The 16,669-nt window shown below is 76.5% G+C and carries 14 protein-coding genes and 2 pseudogenes; 6 read left to right on the forward strand and 10 right to left on the reverse strand.

Annotated features, from left to right (window positions below; translation table 11 throughout):
* Nucleotides 1-144: 144 nt before the first annotated feature.
* Entirely contained in the window at nt 145-1,263 is a 1,119-nt protein-coding gene (locus ACIQVD_RS22220) for a hypothetical protein (protein ID WP_402291283.1), read from the reverse strand.
* A gap of 245 nt (nt 1,264-1,508) precedes the next feature.
* Here ACIQVD_RS22220 and ACIQVD_RS22225 point away from each other — a divergent pair, with 245 nt between their 5' ends.
* Complete coding sequence (locus tag ACIQVD_RS22225) at nt 1,509-2,243, forward strand: DUF6585 family protein (protein ID WP_402291285.1); 735 nt, start codon at nt 1,509-1,511, stop codon at nt 2,241-2,243.
* A 32-nt stretch (nt 2,244-2,275) separates the two neighbouring features.
* Here the strand turns inward: ACIQVD_RS22225 and ACIQVD_RS22230 are convergent, their stop codons facing one another.
* Genes ACIQVD_RS22230 through ACIQVD_RS22240 form a run of 3 tightly spaced genes read right to left on the reverse strand, consistent with a single transcriptional unit; the run spans nt 2,276 to nt 5,936 of the window.
* Nucleotides 2,276-4,381 carry a xanthine dehydrogenase family protein molybdopterin-binding subunit gene (locus ACIQVD_RS22230; protein WP_402291287.1) on the reverse strand — a complete coding sequence of 702 codons (2,106 nt, stop codon included), beginning with the start codon at nt 4,379-4,381 and terminating at the stop codon, nt 2,276-2,278.
* Nucleotides 4,378-5,382, reverse strand: coding sequence for an FAD binding domain-containing protein (locus ACIQVD_RS22235; protein ID WP_402291289.1), 1,005 nt, complete (start codon nt 5,380-5,382; stop codon nt 4,378-4,380). The genes ACIQVD_RS22230 and ACIQVD_RS22235 overlap by 4 nt, the downstream gene beginning before the upstream one ends.
* On the reverse strand, nt 5,379-5,936 hold the full coding sequence (locus ACIQVD_RS22240; protein ID WP_402291291.1) for a (2Fe-2S)-binding protein: 558 nt from the start codon (nt 5,934-5,936) through the stop codon (nt 5,379-5,381). The genes ACIQVD_RS22235 and ACIQVD_RS22240 overlap by 4 nt, the downstream gene beginning before the upstream one ends.
* A gap of 203 nt (nt 5,937-6,139) precedes the next feature.
* On the opposite strand from ACIQVD_RS22240, the gene ACIQVD_RS22245 reads away from it, so the two are divergent.
* Entirely contained in the window at nt 6,140-6,934 is a 795-nt protein-coding gene (locus ACIQVD_RS22245; protein ID WP_400680655.1) for a metal-dependent hydrolase, read from the forward strand.
* A gap of 42 nt (nt 6,935-6,976) precedes the next feature.
* On the opposite strand, the gene ACIQVD_RS22250 is transcribed toward ACIQVD_RS22245, so the two are convergent.
* Nucleotides 6,977-8,872, reverse strand: a complete 1,896-nt coding sequence (locus ACIQVD_RS22250) for an alkyl/aryl-sulfatase (protein WP_402291293.1) — start codon at nt 8,870-8,872, stop codon at nt 6,977-6,979.
* Between the two features lie 197 nt (nt 8,873-9,069).
* Here ACIQVD_RS22250 and ACIQVD_RS22255 point away from each other — a divergent pair, with 197 nt between their 5' ends.
* Nucleotides 9,070-10,125: an NAD-dependent epimerase/dehydratase family protein gene (locus ACIQVD_RS22255; RefSeq protein ID WP_400680653.1), complete on the forward strand. Its 1,056-nt coding sequence runs from the start codon at nt 9,070-9,072 to the stop codon at nt 10,123-10,125.
* A 103-nt stretch (nt 10,126-10,228) separates the two neighbouring features.
* On the opposite strand, the gene ACIQVD_RS22260 is transcribed toward ACIQVD_RS22255, so the two are convergent.
* Together ACIQVD_RS22260 and ACIQVD_RS22265 are read right to left on the reverse strand one after the other, a co-directional pair.
* Nucleotides 10,229-11,377, reverse strand: coding sequence for a HAMP domain-containing sensor histidine kinase (locus tag ACIQVD_RS22260; protein ID WP_100834680.1), 1,149 nt, complete (start codon nt 11,375-11,377; stop codon nt 10,229-10,231).
* Nucleotides 11,374-12,201, reverse strand: a complete 828-nt coding sequence (locus ACIQVD_RS22265; RefSeq protein ID WP_402291295.1) for a response regulator transcription factor — start codon at nt 12,199-12,201, stop codon at nt 11,374-11,376. The genes ACIQVD_RS22260 and ACIQVD_RS22265 overlap by 4 nt, the downstream gene beginning before the upstream one ends.
* A gap of 373 nt (nt 12,202-12,574) precedes the next feature.
* Between ACIQVD_RS22265 and ACIQVD_RS22270 the strand changes: the two are divergent.
* The 3 genes and pseudogenes from ACIQVD_RS22270 to ACIQVD_RS22280 form a co-directional block, all read left to right on the forward strand.
* Nucleotides 12,575-13,231 (forward strand): annotated as a pseudogene (locus ACIQVD_RS22270) (glycosyltransferase family 2 protein); the annotation flags it as partial.
* A gap of 33 nt (nt 13,232-13,264) precedes the next feature.
* Nucleotides 13,265-13,888 carry a DUF2064 domain-containing protein gene (locus ACIQVD_RS22275; RefSeq protein ID WP_402291519.1) on the forward strand — a complete coding sequence of 208 codons (624 nt, stop codon included), beginning with the start codon at nt 13,265-13,267 and terminating at the stop codon, nt 13,886-13,888.
* Nucleotides 13,885-14,622, forward strand: coding sequence for a methyltransferase domain-containing protein (locus tag ACIQVD_RS22280; RefSeq protein WP_402291297.1), 738 nt, complete (start codon nt 13,885-13,887; stop codon nt 14,620-14,622). The genes ACIQVD_RS22275 and ACIQVD_RS22280 overlap by 4 nt, the downstream gene beginning before the upstream one ends.
* Nucleotides 14,623-14,644: 22 nt before the next feature.
* Here the strand turns inward: ACIQVD_RS22280 and ACIQVD_RS22285 are convergent, their stop codons facing one another.
* The 3 genes and pseudogenes from ACIQVD_RS22285 to ACIQVD_RS22295 all read right to left on the reverse strand — a co-directional run.
* Nucleotides 14,645-15,265 (reverse strand): cytochrome b/b6 domain-containing protein, encoded by a 621-nt coding sequence (locus ACIQVD_RS22285; RefSeq protein WP_400680647.1) that lies wholly within the window; start codon nt 15,263-15,265, stop codon nt 14,645-14,647.
* Complete coding sequence (locus tag ACIQVD_RS22290; protein WP_402291299.1) at nt 15,249-15,986, reverse strand: molybdopterin-dependent oxidoreductase; 738 nt, start codon at nt 15,984-15,986, stop codon at nt 15,249-15,251. Before ACIQVD_RS22290 ends, ACIQVD_RS22285 begins: the two co-directional genes overlap by 17 nt.
* 52 nt (nt 15,987-16,038) lie before the next feature.
* Nucleotides 16,039-16,669: pseudogene (locus ACIQVD_RS22295) on the reverse strand (hypothetical protein); the annotation flags it as partial.

Here is a 16,669-nt window from a genome sequence, read left to right on the forward strand (position 1 = left end):
CCCCGCCGGCCCCGCGGGTTCCGCGCTCGCCCCCCCACGTAGCCCCCCGCCCCCCCCGCCGGCCCCCGGGGGGCGGGGCGGGGGGGAGACGCGCACGAGGACTCGTGCACGTCTCCCCCGCGGCCGACCGCTTTCGCGTCCGGGTCAGGGGCCGACGGTCTCGGCCAGCGTCGCGTCCGCGTGACCGAGGACGGCCTGGCGGGCTTCGGCGCCGGTGACGGTGACGCGGACCGCGTCGATGCTCACACCGGCGCTCCCCGCTCCACCACCGATCGAACTGCTCGGACCGGTCGGACCGGTCGAGGCAGTCAGGTCGCTCGCGCTGGTCGGGCTGGTCGGGGCAGTCGGGCCGCTCGGACTGGTCGAGGCCGTCGGACTGGTCAGGCCGCTCGGGCCGGTCGCCGTCGGGCTCGTCGGGCTGGTCGGGCTCGTCGGCGACGCGAGTGCGGCCTCCGCCGCTGGTGTGCTCCGAGGGCCCGGGAGCGGCGGAGCCGTGACGGGTGCGGTCCGGTCGTTGAGGACGACCTCCGCGACCATCGGCCGCGCGAGGTCCGCGGGAATCCTGATGCGCGTCCCCGGCGCCGGGTTCTGCGGGATGCTCGCCACCTCGATGCCGCCGTAACGGACCGTTCCGCCGCTGAGCGCCATCGTGAACTCGGGTGCGCGGCCCGCCCCCGCCACCACCGAGACGCGCAGCCCCGACAGCCGCACCTCCACGGCCGCCGAACCGGCCGTCGCGAACGGGTCCGCGCCGGGCACCGCGGCCGGAACCGACAGCCCCAGCGTCCGCGCCTGCACCGACGCCTCCAGCCGGCAGCCCTCCGGCCCGGACCGCGCGCCCAACGTTCCGCTCGCGGCGGTGCGCACCGCCATGTCCTGCCCGTCGGCCGCCGCGGTCGGCACCGCGGCCGCGCTCACGCCGGGCAGCGACACGATGCCGGGGAAACCGACCGGACCGGCGAACGGGGACATCCCGACCAGGTCGGCCAGGCCGGACCGGGTCGACCGGCCCACCGAGACGCTTCCGTCGAACGGGCCCCGCTCCTGCGGCACCCCGCCCGCCTGCGGCCACTGGGCCTGCCACAGCCGCGCGCCGGAGTCGTCCCCGTTCAGCGCGGCAGCCCACGCACGCGCCAGGCCGCATCCCGCCGCGGCGGCGCTCCCCGCCTCGTCGACCGCCGTGGCGGCACCCGCCCCGCACAGCACCGAGACGCCCACCGCCACGCTCGTCAGCGCACAGCCGACCGGCATCAACCGTTTCATCGTCCGACCCTTTCATCGCAGTATTTGCAGTACTTTCAGCCCTCTCTAGCTCCTCGCGCGCCCGGGACCGCACCGGCAGGCCCGGGGTCCACCGCATCCCACCCGAACGGCCGAGCGCCCGCGTGCTGACCCGGCGTCAGTTCCCGGTTTTCCCTGGGGCGGTGTGGGTGGGGTGGGGAAGACTACGGGCAGCGCCGGTGCACGGTCCGGCGGCGATCCCCTCCCCACGGACGAAGTTGAGGCCCATGCCAGCGACAGCTCCCCCCGCGACCCTCTCCCCCGCCCACGCCGAACTGGCGGCGCGGCACGGGCTGGGCGCCCCGACCGCCACCTTCGAGCCCCAGCGGTACGGGGTGCTGCTGAAGGTCTCGTTCTACCTGACCCTGGCCGTCCTGCTCTTCCTCTTCGTGGTGCCGGCCGTGGTCTTCTACTACCTGTCGCTGCGCCGCCAGCCGGACTTCAACCCCCGGCAGGCGGCGAAGCGGCTGCACCTGTTCGAACACGGCCTGATCGTCGACCAGGAGACCGGCCCGGGCGCGGTGGCCCTGCGGTGGGACGAGGTCCGGCTGCACGAGGAGCAGACCCAGAAGATCATCAACGGGATACCGGGCCCGGTCCGCTACACCTGCCTGCTGCGGACCCCGGGCGCCGGCGTGACGGTCACCGACTTCTACCGGACCCCGGCGGTCTGGGCCCGGGCCATGCAGCACGCGGTCCTACGGGCCCAGGGCCCCGGGGCGCAGGAGGCGCTGCGCTCGGGCGAGGTGCTGGACTTCGGCCCGTTCGACCTCTCCGGCGCGGGCATCACCCACCAGCGCCAGTTGCTCCCCTGGGACCGGCTGGGGCGGGTCGAGCTCGGCGGCGGCGCCGTCCGGGTGGTGCGGGACGACGAGCCCTCGCCCTGGGCCCGCGCGATGGCGAAGAGCGTCCCGAACCTGTCGGTCTTCCTGGCCCTGGTGGAGGCGCACGGCGCCGGCTGAGGGCCCGGGTCCCGGCCGGGCGGCCCCGGGCCTCACCGCCCGGGCCGCTCCTCCAGGGCGGGCAGCACCTTGTCCAGCGTGACGGGCAGGTCCCGCACCCGCGCCCCGCAGGCGTGCCACACCGCGTTCGACACCGCGGCGGCGGTGCCGACGATGCCGATCTCGCCGATGCCCTTGGTCCCCAGCACGTTGACGTGCGGGTCGTGCTCGTCGAGCCAGTGGGCCTCGACCTCGGCGACGTCCGCGTGGGCCGCGATGTGGTAGCCGGCGAGGTCGTGGTTGACGACGTGGCCGGTGCGGGGGTCGAGCACGCTGTTCTCGTGCAGCGCCATGGACAGCCCCATGGTCATGCCGCCGACGAACTGCGAGCGGGCGGTGCGCGGGTTGACGATCCGGCCCGCGGCGAACACGCCGAGCAGGCGCGGCACCCGGACCTCCCCGGTGTCCAGGTGGACCCGCGCCTCGGCGAACTGGGCGCCGAAGGCGTGCATCGCCCAGCGGTCGGACCCCGGCCGGACGGAGCCGGACGCCTCGGCCCGCTCCGGCGGCTCGGCCCCGTACCGGGCCCGGAAGGCGCGGGCGGCCTCGACCACGGCCGAGCCCCAGGTCGCCGTGCCCGAGGAGCCACCGGCCACCGTCGCCATCGGGTAGGCGGTGTCGCCGATCCGCACCTCCACCCGCTCGACCGGGACGTCGAGCGCGTCCGCGGCGATCTGCGCCAGCGTGGTCCAGGTGCCGGTGCCGAGGTCGGCCGCACCGATCTCGGCGACGTACCGGTCGCCCTCCCGCCGGATCGTCGCCGTCGACTCCGGCATCAGGTGCACGGGGTAGGTGGAGGCGGCGACGCCGGTGCCGACCAGCCAGTCGCCGCTGCGGCGCACCCCGGGCCGCGGGTCGCGCCCGGCCCAGCCGAAGCGGGCCGCGCCCTCGCGCAGGCAGCCGACCAGGTTGCGGCTGGAGAAGGGCTTGCCGGTGTCGGGGTCGGTGCCGGGCTCGTTGCGGATGCGCAGCTCGATCGGGTCGAGGCCGAGGCGCTCGGCCAGTTCGTCCAGCGCCACCTCGGGCCCGAACATGCCGGGGCACACCCCGGGGGCGCGCATCCAGGACGGCACCGGGACGTCCAGGGCGGCCAGCCGGTGGGTGGTGCGCCGGTTGGCGGCGGCGTACATCATCCGGGCGGGCACGCCGGTCTGCTCGGCGAACTCCTTGATCCGGGAGGTCTGTTCGACCACGTCGACGGCGAGGGCGGTCAGCCTGCCGTCGCGGTCGGCGGCCAGCACGCAGCGCTGGATGGTGGGGGTGCGGTAGCCGGCCAGCGCGAACATCTGCTGCCGGGTCAGCACCAGCCGCACCGGCCGGCCGGGGACGGCGCGCGCGGCCATCGCGGCCAGCACCGTGTTGACGTGCGGCTCGCCCTTCGAGCCGAAGCCGCCCCCGACGTACGGGCAGATCACCCGGACCTTCGCCTCGTCCAGGCCGAACACGGCCGCCAGCGCGGTCCGGGCGGGGTGGACGCCCTGGGTGGAGTCCCACAGGGTGAGGAAGCCCTCCGCCTGGTCCCAGCGGGCCGTGGTGGCGTGCGGCTCCATCGGGTTGTTGTGGTACATCGCGGTGGTGTACGTCCGCTCGACCGTCACCTCGGCCGCCGCCACGGCCGCCGCGACGTCGCCCTCGACGGTGTCGGTGGGGAAGTCCGGGTTGACCTTCTCGGGCGCGTACAGGTCGTCGCGGTCGGCCCGCAGCTCGCTGTCGTGCTCCTGCCGCTCGTACTCCACCCGGACCAGGGCGGCGGCGTGCCGGGCCGTCTCGGAGCTGTCGGCGACCACCAGGGCGACGACCTGGCCCCGGAAGGCGACCTCCCGGTCCTGGAGGGCCGCCAGCTCGCGGTTCCCGGTGTCGGCCAGCCGTTCGGCGCGGTCGGGGGTGAGCACCGCGAGCACGCCGTCGAGCGCCTCGGCGGCGGCGGTGTCCAGCCCGGTGATCCGGCCCCGGGCGACGTCGGCCTGGACGGGGTGCGCGTGGGCGGCGTCCGCCACCGGGGCCTCGGCGGCGTAGGCGGCGGTGCCGCGCACCTTGGCGGCGCCGTCCCGGCGGGGCAGGTCCCGGCCGATGGCGGCGGATTCGTCGACGGAGGTCATCGGGCGTCCTCTCCGACCAGCTCGCGCAGGGTGGCGGCGAGGGTGCGGCGCAGCAGGGGGATCTTGAACGCGTTGCCGCCGTCCAGGCCCTCCAGCGGGCGGGCGTCGGCGAGTTCGGCGTCCGCGGCGGCCCGGTAGGACTCCTCGGTCGCCGGGGCGCCGCGCAGCACCCGCTCGGCCCGGCGGGCCCGCCAGGGCACGTGGGCGGCGCCGCCGAACGCGACGCGCGCGTCCGTGATCACGCCGTCCCGCACCTCCACCGCCGCGGCCACGCTGACCAGGGCGAAGGCGTACGAGGCGCGGTCGCGGACCTTGCGGTAGGCCGAGCGGCGGGCCGGCGGTAGGGCGGGCAGGTCGATCGCGGTGACGAGGTCGCCGTGTTCGAGCACCGTGTCCCGTTCGGGGGTGTCGGCGGGCAGCCGGTGCAGGTCGGTGAAGGGGACGGTGCGCTCGCCGTCCGGGCCCAGCACCCGCACCCGGGCGTCGAGCGCGGCCAGTGCCACCGCCAGGTCGGAGGGGTGGACCGCGACGCAGTGCTCGGAGGCGCCGAGGATCGCGTGGTGGCGGGTCCAGCCGCCGAGGGCGGAGCAGCCGGAGCCGGGCTCGCGCTTGTTGCAGGGGGTGGTGACGTCCTGGAAGTAGGCGCAGCGGGTCCGTTGCAGCGGGTTGCCGCCGGTGGTGGCCATGTTGCGCAGCTGCCCCGAGGCGCCCGACAGCAGGGCCTGGGACAGCACGGGGAAGCGCTCGCGCACCCGCGGGTCGGCGGCGAGCGCACTGTTGCTGACGCCCGCGCCGATCCGCAGGCCGCCCCCGTCGAGGTCCTCGACCGTGGCGGGCAGCAGGTCGGCGACGTGCACGACCAGGTCGGGGGCGACGATCCCCAGCTTGAGGTGGTCGACCAGGTTGGTCCCGCCGCCGAGGAACACCGCGGCCGGGTTCCGGGCCACGCTGCGGACGGCCTCCGCCGGGTCGCCGGGGCTCAGGTAGTCGAACGGCTTCATCCGGCGGCCTCCGCGGTCGGTCGCCCGCCGGTGCGCAGGGCGACCGCGGCCTGCTGGACGGCGGGCACGATGTTGACGTAGGCGGCGCAGCGGCACAGGTTGCCGCTCATCCGCTCGGCCACCTCGGCGCGGTCCAGCTCCGGCGGTCGGACACCGTCCGTGACGGCGCTCGGCCAGCCCCGGGCGAACTCGTCGAGCGCGCCGACCGCGGAGACCACCTGCCCCGGGGTGCAGTAGCCGCACTGGAAGGCGTCGCAGTCGATGAACGCCCGCTGCACGGGGTGCAGCCCGTCCTCGGCCTCCGGCGCGCGGGCGGCGAGCCCCTCGGCGGTGACCACCTCGGCGCCGTCCTGGGTGACCGCGAGGGTGAGGCAGCTCAGCACCCGGCGCCCGCCGGACAGCACCGTGCACGCGCCGCACTGCCCGTGGTCGCAGCCCTTCTTCGGACTGGTCACGCCCAGCCGCTCGCGCAGGGCGTCGAGCAGCGTGGTGCGGGTGTCGACGGTCAGCCGGCGCGTGGTCCCGTCGACGTGGACGGTGATCTCTCTCAGCACCGCCCGAGGGTTCCCGGCGCGGGCCCCGGCCACACGGCGTCCGGCCGGGCCCCACCCGGACGGCGGGGATGCCCACCCGGACGGCGGCGGCACCGGTCCCAACGGCTCCGGGAACGGTGTGACCAGCCGGTGATCATGAATGGTTATGCTCACGCTCCGTCAGGTGCCGGACGGCCCTGACGGAACGAGAGGGTGGTGTCACGATGATGGGACCGGCGCACGCGCTGTCGGGCGCGGCGGCCTGGGTGGCGGTGGGCGCGGTGGCGGCCGTGCTGGACGAGCCGATGCCCTGGCCGGTACTGCTGGTCGGTGCGCTGATCACCGCGGGCGCGGCGCTCGCGCCGGACCTGGACCACAAGGCGGCGACGATATCGCGGGCGTTCGGGCCGGTGTCGCGCTGGCTGTGCGAGGTGATCGACCAACTCTCGGCCGCGGTCTACAAGTCCACCCGGGGCAAGGGCGACGCCCGGCGCTCGGGCGGCCACCGGACGCTGACGCACACCTGGCCGTGGGCGGTGATGTGCGGGGCGGTGGCCGCCGCGGTCGCGGTGTACGGCGGCCGGTGGGGCGTGCTCGCCGTGCTGTTCGTGCACATGGTGCTGGCCATCGAGGGCCTGCTGTGGCGGCACGCCCGGGTCTCCAGCGACGTACTGGTGTGGCTGCTCGGGGTGACCAGCGCGTGGATGCTGGCGGACATCCTGGACGAGCCGGGCAACGGCGCGCGGTGGCTGTTCGACGGGCCGGGGCAGCAGTACCTGTGGATCGGCCTGCCGATCATGCTGGGCGCGCTGGTGCACTGCGTCGGCGACGCGCTGACGGTCTCGGGCTGCCCGGTCCTGTGGCCGATCCCGATCGGCCGCAAGCGCTGGTACCCGGTCGGCCCGCCGAAGGGGATGCGGTTCCGGGCCGGCAGCAAGGTCGAGGTGAAGGTGCTGTCGCCGATCTTCATGGGGCTGAGCGCGGTCGGCGCGCTGGTCGCCCTCCAGGTCATCGGCTGACGGGCGGGACCGGGGCCGGGGCCGGGGCCGGAGCGCGGCGGGTCAGGGGGTGACGATGGCGAAGCCCGGGTCGGGGGCGGTCAGGTGGCCGAGGAGTTCGGTGACCGTGTGCGGGTCGCCGGTCACCCGGGCCCGATCGTCGGCGGCGAGCTCCTCCAGGTGGGCGGTGCCGAGCAGGACGGCGCGCAGGTCGGCCTCGTCGAGGGTGACGGTGAGGTCGGGGGCGGCCACCGCCGGGCCCTCGCCCGTGGTGTGGGTGAGGACGCCGTTGTGCAGGCGCAGCGTGATCGGCTCCTCGTGGCCGGTGAGGTTCCAGCGGATCGCGAGCGAGGCGTCCCAGCTGCCGGGGCCGTCGATCCGGATGGCGAGGGAGTCGAAGAGCTGGTCGAGGGTGAGGGCGGCCAGGAGGTCCGGGGAGACGCTCTCGGTGGGGGTGCCGACGTTGCCGTCGCGCAGTTCGAGGGCGCCCATCAGGTAGAAGTTGCGCCAGGTGCCGTTCTCGCTGCCGTAGCCGAGCTGTTCGAGGGCGGCGGCCTGGAGGGCGCGGGCGGCGGCGTTGTCCGGGTCGGCGAAGACCACGTGGTTGACCACCTCGGCCACCCAGCGGTGGTCGCCCGCCGCGAAGGACTCCCGGGCCCGGCGCAGGACTTCGTCCGCCCCGCCCATGAACGCGACGTACCGGGTGGCGGCCTCGACCGGCGGGTGCTGCCACAGGTGCGCCGGGTTGCCGTCGAACCAGCCCAGGTACCGCTGGTAGACCGCCTTGGTGTTGTGGCTGACCGAGCCGTAGTAGCCGTGGGTGTGCCACGCCTTCTCCAGCGCGGGCGGGAGCTGCATCCGCTCGGCGATCTCCGGGCCGGTCAGGCCGGTGTTGAGCATCCGCAGCGTCTGGTCGTGCAGGTAGCCGTACAGGTCGCGCTGCTCGGACAGGAACGCGACCACCCGCTCGCGTCCCCACACCGGCCAGTGGTGCGAGGCGAACGCGACCTCGGCGTCCGCGCCGAACAGGGTGACCGCCTCGGTCAGGTAGCGCGACCACGCGTGCGGGTCGCGCACCTGCGCGCCGCGCAGGGTCAGCAGGTTGTGCAGGTTGTGGGTGGCGTTCTCCGCCATGCACAGCGCCGCGTGGTCCGGGAAGAAGATGTTCAGTTCGGCCGGGGCCTCGGTGCCCGGGGTCAGCTGGAAGACCATCCGGATGCCGTCGACCACCTCCTCCTGCCCGGTGCGGGTGATGTCCAGGGTCGGCGGGATCAGCCCCGCCGCTCCCGTCGAGGTGGTCTGCCCCAGGCCCGCGCCGACCTGCCCGCGCGGCCCCTTCGGCAGCGCCGCACCGTACATGTACGCCGCCCGTCGGCCCATCGCCGTGCCCGCGTACACGTTCTCGCTGACCGCGTGCTCCAGGAAGCCCTCCGGCGCGAGGACCGGGACCTCCGCGCCGTCCGGGACCACGCCGCGCACCCCACCGAAGTGGTCGATGTGGCTGTGCGTGTACAGCACGGCCGTCACCGGACGGTCGCCCCGGTGCGCCCGGTACAGGGCCAGGCCGGCCGCCGCCGTCTCGGCGGAGATCAGCGGGTCGACCACCAGGACGCCGCGCTCCCCCTCCACGACCGTCATGTTCGACAGGTCGAAGCCGCGCACCTGGTAGATCCCGTCCACCACCTCGAACAGGCCGTGGTCGGACACCAGCCGACTCTGCCGCCACAGGCTCGGGTTCACGCTGTCCGGACACTCACCGGACAGGAACCCGTACGCCTGAAGGTCCCACACCGTGCGTCCGTCCGCGTCCTTGACCAGCGGATCGGCCGCCGTCCCCAGGAACCCCCGCCTCGCGTCCTCGAAGTCCCGGCTGTCCTCGAACGGGAACCGGCCGAGCACCGCCCGGTTGGCCTCCGCGATGCTCGCCTCGGCGGGCTCGGGCTGGGTGTACTGCGCCATCGATGACTCCCGGGGAGAGGGCTCCGTGTCGCTGCCACCCTTCCCAACGGGGTGGCCGGGCGCCTCGCACGGTGGGCCGTTCGGGTGAGCGGCGCTGCGGCGGCGCGGGCGGGCGGGGGTCGCCGGTCCTTACCGGTCGGTGACGTCGCCGTCCGCCTGCGCCGTTCCCGGGCCGGGCGTGGGTAGCGTCGCGGGGCATGAGGATCCTGGTGACGGGCGGGGCCGGTTTCGTCGGCTCCGCGGTGGTGGGTGCGCTGCTCGCGGGCGGCCACGAGGTGCGGGTGCTGGACGCGCTGCTGCCGGCGGTGCACCCGTCGGGGCTGCCGTCGGCGGTGCCCGCGGGCGCGGAGTTCCGGCACGGCGACGTGCGGGACGCGGCGGCGGTGGAGGCGGCGCTGGACGGGGTAGCGGCGGTCTGCCACCAGGCGGCGATGGTCGGGCTGGGGGTGGACCTGGACGACGCCCCCGCCTACGCCGGGTGCAACGACCTGGGCACGGCGGTGCTGCTGTCGGCGATGGCCCGGCGCGGGGTGCGGGACCTGGTGCTGGCCGGGTCGATGGTGGTGTACGGCGAGGGCGCGTACCGGTGCGGGGCGCACGGGCCGGTGGCCCCCGGGCCGCGCCGGGCGGCGGACCTGGACGCGGGACGCTTCGAGCCGCCGTGCCCGGTGTGCGGCGAACCGCTGCTGCCCGGCCTGGTCGGCGAGGACGCCCCGGCCGACCCGCGCAACGTGTACGCGGCCACGAAACTGGCCCAGGAACACCTGGCCTCCGCCTGGGCCCGCGCCTGCGGGGGCCGGGTCCTGACGCTCCGCTACCACAACGTGTACGGGCCGGGGATGCCGCGCGACACCCCGTACGCGGGGGTCGCCTCGCTGTTCCGCTCGGCGCTGGCGCGCGGCGAGGCACCGCGGGTCTTCGAGGACGGCGGCCAACGCCGCGACTTCGTCCACGTCGCGGACGTGGCGGCGGCCAACGCGGCGGCCCTGGCCGCCCTCCCCGACCGGCCGACGGGCAGCGCGCGGGCGTACAACGTGGGCAGCGGGGACGTCCGGACGGTGGGCGACCTGGCCCGGGCGCTGGCGTCGGCCTACGGCGGCCCGGCCCCGGTGGTGACGGGCGAGTACCGGCTGGGCGACGTCCGGCACGTGACGGCGGACTCCGGACGGCTCCGCACCGAACTCGGCTGGCGGCCCCGGGTGGCGTTCGAGGCGGGGGTGGCCGAGTTCGCGGCCGCCCCACAACGGGCCTGACGGCCGGTCGGCGCGCGGCGGGGGGCTGGACGGGCACCGGCGGGGCCGGACCGGACCGGGCCCGGTGTTTCCGGGGCCCGGGGGGTGGGGCGCGGTGCGGTCGTCAGGGGCGGCGGGTGGTCGGGAGGCTGATCTCGAAGCAGCAGCCGCCGTCGACGTTGCGTACCCGGGCTCGGCCGTCGTGGGCCTCGACGATGCCGCGGACGATGGCGAGGCCGAGGCCGGCGCCGCTGTCGGCCGTGTCGGGGGTGCCGGGGGCGGCGGGGCGGGGGGTGCGGGCGGGGGTGCCGCGCCAGCCGGTCTCGAAGACCCGGGGGAGGTCGGGTTCGGGGATGCCGCCGCAGCCGTCGGTGACGGCGAGGACGACGGCGTCGGCCTCCCGGTGGGTGGAGACGGCGACCAGGCCGTCCGGCGGGGTGGCGCGGATCGCGTTGACCAGCAGGTTACCGATCACCCGGGTGATCTCCCGGGGGTCGGCCTCGACGGGCGCGGGTTCGACCCGGCGGCCTTCGAGGCGCACGCCGCGCTGCCGGGCGAGGGGGTGGGCGCCGGCCAGCGCGTCGTCGACCAGGTCGTGCAGCGAGACCCGGGAGAGGGTGAGGGAGAGCGCGCCGGCCTGGATCCGGGAGAGTTCGAACAGGTCGTCGACCATGCCGGTGAGCCGCTCGACCTCGGTGCGGATCCGGGCGAGGTAGCGCTCGGGCTGTTCGGCGACGCCGTCCTCCAGGGCTTCGGCCATCGCGCGCAGGCCGGCCAGCGGGGTGCGCAGGTCGTGCGAGATCCAGGCGATGAGTTCCCGCCGGGAGGCGTCCAGGGCCCGTTCGCGGTCCCGGGATTCGGCCAACCGGGCGCTGGTGGCGGCGAGTTCGGCGCTGACGGCGGCCAGTTCCCGGCCCAGCGGCCGGTCCGGCGGGGTGAACCCGGCGTCGCCGCCGACGGTGCGGGCGGCCACCGCCAGGGCCCGGCCGCCCGCGGTGACCTGGCGGCCCAGCAGCGCGGCGGTGAGCAGCGCGACCACCGAGGCCATCGCCAGGACGGTGCCGACCACGCCGAGGTCGTGGTGGGAGAGGAACATCGCCTGGGCGACCGCGAACGTCCCGGAGGTGACGGCGAGGACGCTGACCACGGCGACGGCGAACAGGGTGAGCGCCAGCGAGCGGCGGCGCAGCAGTCGCAGCGCGGCCAGGCCGAGCAGTCCGGCGGCGGCGGCGCCGAGCGCGGCGAACAGGGCGATCAGCAGCAGGTCCTTCACGCCGCACCGCCCCGCACGGAACCGGCCGGGCCGGCCGCGCCGGTCGGCTCGGTCGGCTCGGTCGAGCCCGTCGGGCCGGTCGGCTCGGCCGGGTCGTAGCGGTAGCCGACGCCCCAGACGGTGCTGATCAGCGCGGGCGCGCCGGGGTCGTCCTCGATCTTCTCGCGCAGGCGGCGGACATGGACGGTGACGGTCGACAGGTCGCCGAAGTCCCAGCCCCAGACCCGCTGCATCAGCTCCTGCCGGGAGAAGACCGTCGCGGGGTGCCGGAGCAGGAACGCGAGGAGGTCGAACTCGCGGCTGGTGAGCGGGAGTTCGCGTCCGGCCCGGTGGGCGCGGCGGGCCCGGTGGTCGAGCGCCAGGTCGCCGGAGCGCAGCGGCCCGGACGCGGCGGGGGCGGGGGCGGTGCGGGCGCGGCGCAGGATCGACTGGACGCGCAGGACGAGTTCGCGCGGGCTGAAGGGCTTGGTGACGTAGTCGTCCGCGCCGAGTTCGAGCCCGAGGACGCGGTCGGCCTCGTCGCCCTTGGCGGTGAGCAGCACCACCGGCAGGTCGGGCCGGTCCGGGCGGGCGCGCAGGCGGCGCAGCACCTCGAGGCCGTCCAGGCCGGGCAGCATCAGGTCGAGGACGAGCAGGTCGGGCCGGTGGCGTTCGGCCAGGTCGAGCCCGCTCGGCCCGTCCTCGGCCCGGTCGACCAGGTGCCCGGCCCGGGTGAGGTAGCCCGCCACCACTTCGCCGACGGTCGGGTCGTCGTCGACGACCAGGATGCGGGCGGGCTCCGGCGGATCGGCGGGAGCGGGGACGGGAGCGGGGCCGTGGTTCACCCGCCCGAGGATACGAGCCCTCCCCCGCCGACGGCCCCGGTCCGGGCCCTCGTTCGGGTTCCGTAAGATCCGCCGCCCGAACGGACCGCCGGAACGGACCGCCGGAACGGACCGGTCGGCCGACTCCACGCCGACCGGGTCACGGCACCACCGGCCGCCTGCCGCCCCGGACGGCTCCGTGCCGACCGGCTCCCCCACACCGCCCACTGGTTGCCGCCCCGAGCGGCTCCGTCCCGCGCGGCTCCGCACCTCGCGGCTCCCCTGCGCCGTACGACTTCCGTAAGGGCGTGGTTCGGCCGCAGCGGGGGCGGGCGTGGTTAGCGTGGCGGGCGTGACTCCTCCTCTCCTTCCGTCTCCTCTGCTCCCGTCCTCGGTGGACGTGGTGCTGCCCTGCCTGGACGAGGCGCGGGCGCTGCCCTGGGTGCTGGGCCGGATGCCGGCCGGCTGGCGGGCGATCGTGGTCGACAACGGTTCGCGGGACGGCTCGGCGGAGCTGGCCGCCTCGCTGGGGGCCACGGTGGTGGTGGAGCCGCGCCGGGGTTTCGGCGCGGCCTGTCACGCCGGGCTGCTGGCGGCCGACGCCGAGTTGGTGTGCTTCCTGGACTGCGACGGCTCGCTGGACCCGGCGCAACTGCCCCGGGTGGTCGGGCCGGTGGCGACGGGCGCGGCCGATCTGGTGCTGGGACGGCGGCGGCCGGTCTCGTTCGGGGCGTGGCCGCCGCACGCCCGGTTGGCGAACCTGGTGCTGGCCCGGCGGCTGCGCGCGGTGACGGGGGCCGGGCTGCACGACCTCGGGCCGATGCGGGCGGCGCGCCGGGAGCGGCTGCTGGCACTGGGGCTGGGCGACCGGCGCTCGGGCTACCCGCTGGAGATGGTGCTGTCGGCGTCGGCGGCGGGGATGCGGATCGCCGAGGTGCCGGTCGACTACCGGCCGCGGGCGGGCCGTTCGAAGGTGACCGGGACGGTGCGCGGGACCCGGCAGGCGGTGCGCGACATGCGGAAGGTGCTCGCGGCCGTGCCGCCGACCCTGCTGGTGATCGCCAAGGCGCCGGTGCCGGGCCGGGTGAAGACCCGGCTGATCCCGGCGTTCGGCGCCGAGCGGGCCGCCGGTCTGGCCGAGGCGGCCCTCGCCGACACCCTGGCCGCGCTGTCGCTGGCCCCGGCCGGACGGCGGCTGCTGGTCCTGGACGGGGCGCCGGGCCGGTGGCTGCCGCCGGGCTGGGAGGTGGTGCCGCAGTGCGCGGGCGGCCTGGACCGCCGGCTCGCCGCCGCCTTCGCCCACGCCGCCCGCCTGGCGCCGCACGCCCCGGCGCTGCTGGTCGGCATGGACACCCCGCAGCTGGACCCGGCCGTCCTCGCCGCGCCGCTGTCGGCCGCGCGGCGTCCGGGCGTCGACGCCTGGTTCGGCCCCGCCGAGGACGGCGGTTTCTGGGCCCTCGGTCTGGCCCGCCCGGACGCCCGCCTCGCGGCCCGGCTGCTGCACGGCGTGCCGATGTCGACCGCCGGCACCGGCCGGGACGTCCTGGACCGGCTGCGGGCCGCCGGTCTGACGGTCGGCGAGCTGCCGCCGCTGCTGGACGTGGACGGCCCGGACGACGCCGTCCGGGTCGCCGCGCTGGCACCCGGCACCCGGTTCGCCGCCCGGCTGCGGGAGTGCGGGACCGCCCCCGGACCGGCCGCCCGGTGAACACCCACCCGGCGGGTGCGGGCGCGGGCCTCTCCCCCGCACGCGGCGTCGACACCGCCGCGCCCCGGATCGCCGCCGCGCCCCGGGTCGACGCCGAGCCCTGGGTCGACGACCCGTTCGGGCGGGCGGTGCGGGCCGGACGGGGGCCGTTGTGGCTGCGGCGGGCGGACGGTTCGCGGCTGGTGCTGGAGGTGGAGCGCTGGTGCGCGCCGGTGGCCGGGGCGGACCACGGGCTGGTGCTGCGCTGCCTGGGCCTGTCCGCGCCGGTGCTGGACCTGGGCTGCGGGCCGGGTCGGCTGGTGGCGGCGCTGTCCGAGGCGGGCGTGCCCGCGCTCGGGGTGGACATCTGCGCGGCCTCGGTGGAGCGCACCGCGGGGCTGGGCGGTCTCGCGCTGCGCCGTTCGGTGTTCGACCGGCTGCCCGCCGAGGGCCGTTGGGGCGGCGTGCTGCTGGCCGACGGCAACCTCGGCATCGGCGGCGACCCGGCGGCCCTGCTGGCCCGGGCGGGCGCACTGCTCGCCCCGGGCGGGCTGCTGCTGGTGGAGACCGCGACGCAGGAGGTGGACGAGGTCGCGGACGTCCGGGTGGAGGGCCCGGACGGCGCCGGTCCGCCGTTCGCCTGGGCCCGCTGCGGGCCCGCCGCGACGCTGCGGCACGCCCGGACGGTCGGCCTGGAGCAGGCCGAGCGCTGGCTGTCGCACGGCCGCTCGTTCCTGGCGCTGACCCGCCCCTGACGGCGGAAGACCTGACGGAGGGTCACCCGGCGGCGGGTCGGTCGCGCTCGGCCCACTGCGGGTGCTCGCGCTCGGCCCACTCCCGGTCGACGGTGCCGGTGCGCATGCCGCGCCGGGCCTCCGGGTCCTGGTGGGCCATCCGCAGGTGGCCGAGCACCACCACGGCGACGGCGAGCGCGAACCAGTCGTGGACGAAGGTCGCGCCGGTGCGCCACACGGCGGGGGCGAGGCCGGTGAACCACATCAGCAGGCCGGTGCCGAGCATGACCAGGGTGGTGCCGAGCGTCCACTGCGCGTACAGCTTCTGCCCGGCGTTGAACTTCCCGGCGGGCCGGGGCCCGAGTCGGCGGCGGCGCACGGTGCGCAGCCAGGTGCGGTCGGCGGCGGTGAAGCGGCCGAGGCGGACGGCGTCGCGGCGCATCGCCCGGGAGGCGAGGGAGAGCAGCAGCGGGACGGGCAGCAGCAGGCCGCACCACTCGTGCAGCCCGGCCACCAGGCGCCGGCGGCCGACGAGTTGGGCCAGCGGCGGCAGGTAGAGGCAGGCGGCGGTGGCCAGGCAGGTGAGCATCAGCGCGGCGGTGGCGCGGTGCGTCCAGCGCTGGGCGCGGGTGAACCGGGGGCGGCGGTCAGCCGGTGGGTGCATCGTCGCGTCCGTTCGATCGGCCGACCCAGGCGTCCACGTCGTAGCCGAGCCGTTCCCAGTAGCCCGGGCGGACGGTGTCGGTGACGGTGATCGAGGACAGCCACTTGGCGGACTTGTAGAAGTACATCGGGGCGACGTACAGCCGGACCGGGCCGCCGTGCGCGTGGCCGATCGGCTGGTCCTGCATCCGCAGCGCCACCAGGACGTCGTCGCGGCGGGCCTGGTCCAGCGTCAGGCTCTCGGTGTAGGCGCCGTCGAAGCAGCCGAAACTCACCGCGCGCCCCTCCGGCCGCACCCCGGCGGCCGCCAGCAGCGCGGACAGCGGGACGCCCTCGAACGGGGTGGCGGGCACCCGCCAGCCGGTGACGCACTGCACGTCGTGGACGATCCGGCGCTGCGGCAGGGCCCGCAGGTCGGCCAGTCGCAGGGTGGTGGGCCGCTCCACCAGGCCGTCGACGGTGAGGGTGTAGTCGGCCTCGCCGCGTTCGGGCACCGAGGCGGTCACCGAGTAGTAGCGGAACCCGCCCCCGCCGGGCAGCAACCCGCTCAGCCCGGTCGGGTCGTTGCGGGCCAGGGTGTCCTGGGCGCGTTGCAGCCACGGGCCGACGGCGACCCCGGCGGCACCGAGGCCGAGCAGGCCGAGCACCACCCGGCGGCCGACGGGGGTGCCGCAGGTCCCGTCGTCGTTCTCGTCATCGCGGGTGTCGTTGTCGTCGTCCACGGGGTGATTCGACCAGGCGGGGCCGCCGTTGCCCAGGGGCGCGGGCGGGCCGTCAGACTTCCGTCATCTGTGCGCGCACCGGCCGCGGCCACCGTCCGGCCCGCCGCGCGGACACCATCACGATCACCAGCAGGGCGGCGCCGTAGGCGAGTTGCTGCGTCCGGCCGCCGCCGGCCAGGTACAGCAGCTGCCCGGCGGCGGGCACCGCCAGCCACTCCCAGCGGCCGTCGAGAGCGACCAGCGCCACCACCAGCAGCCCGTACCAGGGGTAGCCGGGGGCGGCCAGCAGCAGCGCCCCGCCGGTCACCAGCAACGCGCCCCGCCAGGGCCGCCCCGGGTCACCGTGCCGCAGCACCCGCCACACCAGGACGGCCAGCAGCGCCGCCCCGACCCATGGCGCGAACCGGTCGGGCAGCACCAGGCGCAGCAGCCCGAACCGGTCGAGGTGGCCCTGCTGGTAGCCCTCCTCCCGCAGGTAGCCGGGCAGGTAGCCGAACACCCCGGCCCCGGACGCCGCCACGTACGGCAGGTAGCAGAGCACGAACACCCCGACGGCGGCCACGAGCAGCGCCAGGGCCGCGGCAGGCCGGAACGCACCCCCGGCGGATCGGCCGGAGGCCACCGGGTCGGGTACGCCCGAGTCCGCGACCGGTACGGCGGACGGACCGGCGACGGCCTGCCAC

It is taken from the genome of Kitasatospora sp. NPDC090308 (assembly GCF_044769485.1).
Taxonomy (GTDB): domain Bacteria; phylum Actinomycetota; class Actinomycetes; order Streptomycetales; family Streptomycetaceae; genus Kitasatospora; species Kitasatospora fiedleri.

What these genes read in the sequence shown, in the direction of transcription:
- ACIQVD_RS22250 (WP_402291293.1), bottom strand. Translation starts at nt 8,872, where the DNA reads ATGGCGCAGTACACCCAGCCCGAGCCCGCCGAGGCGAGCATCGCGGAG.
- ACIQVD_RS22225 (WP_402291285.1), top strand. Translation starts at nt 1,509, where the DNA reads ATGCCAGCGACAGCTCCCCCCGCGACCCTCTCCCCCGCCCACGCCGAA.
- ACIQVD_RS22255 (WP_400680653.1), top strand. Translation starts at nt 9,070, where the DNA reads ATGAGGATCCTGGTGACGGGCGGGGCCGGTTTCGTCGGCTCCGCGGTG.
- ACIQVD_RS22220 (WP_402291283.1), bottom strand. Translation starts at nt 1,263, where the DNA reads ATGAAACGGTTGATGCCGGTCGGCTGTGCGCTGACGAGCGTGGCGGTG.
- ACIQVD_RS22245 (WP_400680655.1), top strand. Translation starts at nt 6,140, where the DNA reads ATGATGGGACCGGCGCACGCGCTGTCGGGCGCGGCGGCCTGGGTGGCG.
- ACIQVD_RS22285 (WP_400680647.1), bottom strand. Translation starts at nt 15,265, where the DNA reads ATGCACCCACCGGCTGACCGCCGCCCCCGGTTCACCCGCGCCCAGCGC.
- ACIQVD_RS22235 (WP_402291289.1), bottom strand. Translation starts at nt 5,382, where the DNA reads ATGAAGCCGTTCGACTACCTGAGCCCCGGCGACCCGGCGGAGGCCGTC.
- ACIQVD_RS22230 (WP_402291287.1), bottom strand. Translation starts at nt 4,381, where the DNA reads ATGACCTCCGTCGACGAATCCGCCGCCATCGGCCGGGACCTGCCCCGC.